Origin of the sequence: Bifidobacterium jacchi (assembly GCF_009078285.1) — a bacterium.
Taxonomy (GTDB): Bacteria; Actinomycetota; Actinomycetes; order Actinomycetales; family Bifidobacteriaceae; genus Bifidobacterium; species Bifidobacterium jacchi.
In genome coordinates, this window is record NZ_RQSP01000096.1 from 1 (window position 1) to 1,365 (window position 1,365).

Genomic DNA, 1,365 nt, shown 5'->3' on the forward strand with positions numbered 1-1,365 from the left:
GGGGTGAGCGCGAAATCCTAGTCCTTGTCGGCTTGTGGGGTTTCTGTGTCTTCCGGTTCGACGCCCGCGATCCGGGCGAGCGTCTTGTTCAAGTATGCCATGTCCGGGCCCGCGCGTCTGGCCAGCCGCGCGGTGCGCGGCGCGGCCATGTCCTCGAGCCGGTTCTGGATGTCGTGGATGCGGCGGACGAGCTCGGCGGGGTTCACGGTCGCGAGCGTGTGCTCGATCTCCACGCGTTTGTCGTCGGGGATGAAGCCGGGGCCGCCCGCGGCCCTGTCACGCTCGTCGAACTCCTTGAGCCGCTCCCACGGGGTGCGCGGCCTGTCGTAGACGCGGCGGGGCCGGCCGTCCCGCGTGCTCTCGCGCGCGACCGGCTTCTTGGACGGGGTGAACAGGTTGGTCTTGATGCGCACCAGCTCCCACAGCTCGTTGAGCAGGTCGAGCTCGTCGACGGTGTACCTGTAGTAGAACGCGTGACGGCGCACGACGTGGTTGTTCCTGGACTCGACGGTGGCCTGGTCGTTCTTCCTGTACGGGCGGCTTCTGGTCTGCTCGATGTCGCGCTCGTGCAGCCACGAGATCAGGTCCCGGTTGATGAACTCGCTGCCGTTGTCCGAGTCGTACGAGCGGATGCGGAACGGCAGGCGGGACTCGATCAGCGCCTCCGCCCTGGAGAAGTTCGCGAACGCGTTGTTCCGGCACGACGCGTTCTCGGTCCATCCGGTGGCGATGTCCACCACGGTCAGGGTGCGGCAGAACTCGCCCTTCAGACTCGGCCCGCAGTGGGCGACGGTGTCGGCCTCGACGTTGCCGGGCAGCCCGTCCAGCTCGTCGCCGGCCTTCCTGATCGCGATCGAGTTGCGCAGCAGCTCGCCCGCGGGCCTCGTGCCCGCCAGACCCTTCGGACGCGCCGCGTCCCTCGTCCTCCTGAGATACCGGTCCATCGTGGCCGGGCTCATCGCCATCAACTCGTTGAACGCGAACCCGTCGTACTCGGCGAGCTCGCCGCAGGCCCTCAGCATGGGCATCCACAGAGGCAGCATCTCCTTGAGGTACTTCGCGCACGGCATATCCATCATCAGCCACACCCGTGCCAGCAGCTCGCGTGACTGCTCCGAATACCGCTTCGGCCGCTCGACCTTGCCTTCCGGCAGTCCGCGCGGCTTCCTGCCGGCCTCTGCGAGCCTGCGCCTCGCGGTGCTCCTGCCGATCTTCAGCACGGAGCACATCTCGTCGAGGATGCGCCCCTTGCCCTTCTTCGATGCCTTCATGTACTCGTCCCTGAATCTCAGGGTGACCTGCTGCTTCGTCGCCATGCTGATCTTGCCTTCCATACGACAAGCCAAGCAGGACCGGTACCGTTCG

The 1,365-nt window shown here is 66.7% G+C and carries 1 protein-coding gene; it reads right to left on the reverse strand.

The features are described 5' to 3' along the window. Nucleotides 1-17 precede the first annotated feature (17 nt). Nucleotides 18-1,316, reverse strand: coding sequence for an integrase catalytic domain-containing protein (locus EHS19_RS10460; RefSeq protein ID WP_241677224.1), 1,299 nt, complete (start codon nt 1,314-1,316; stop codon nt 18-20). Between the last annotated feature and the right edge of the window lie 49 nt (nt 1,317-1,365).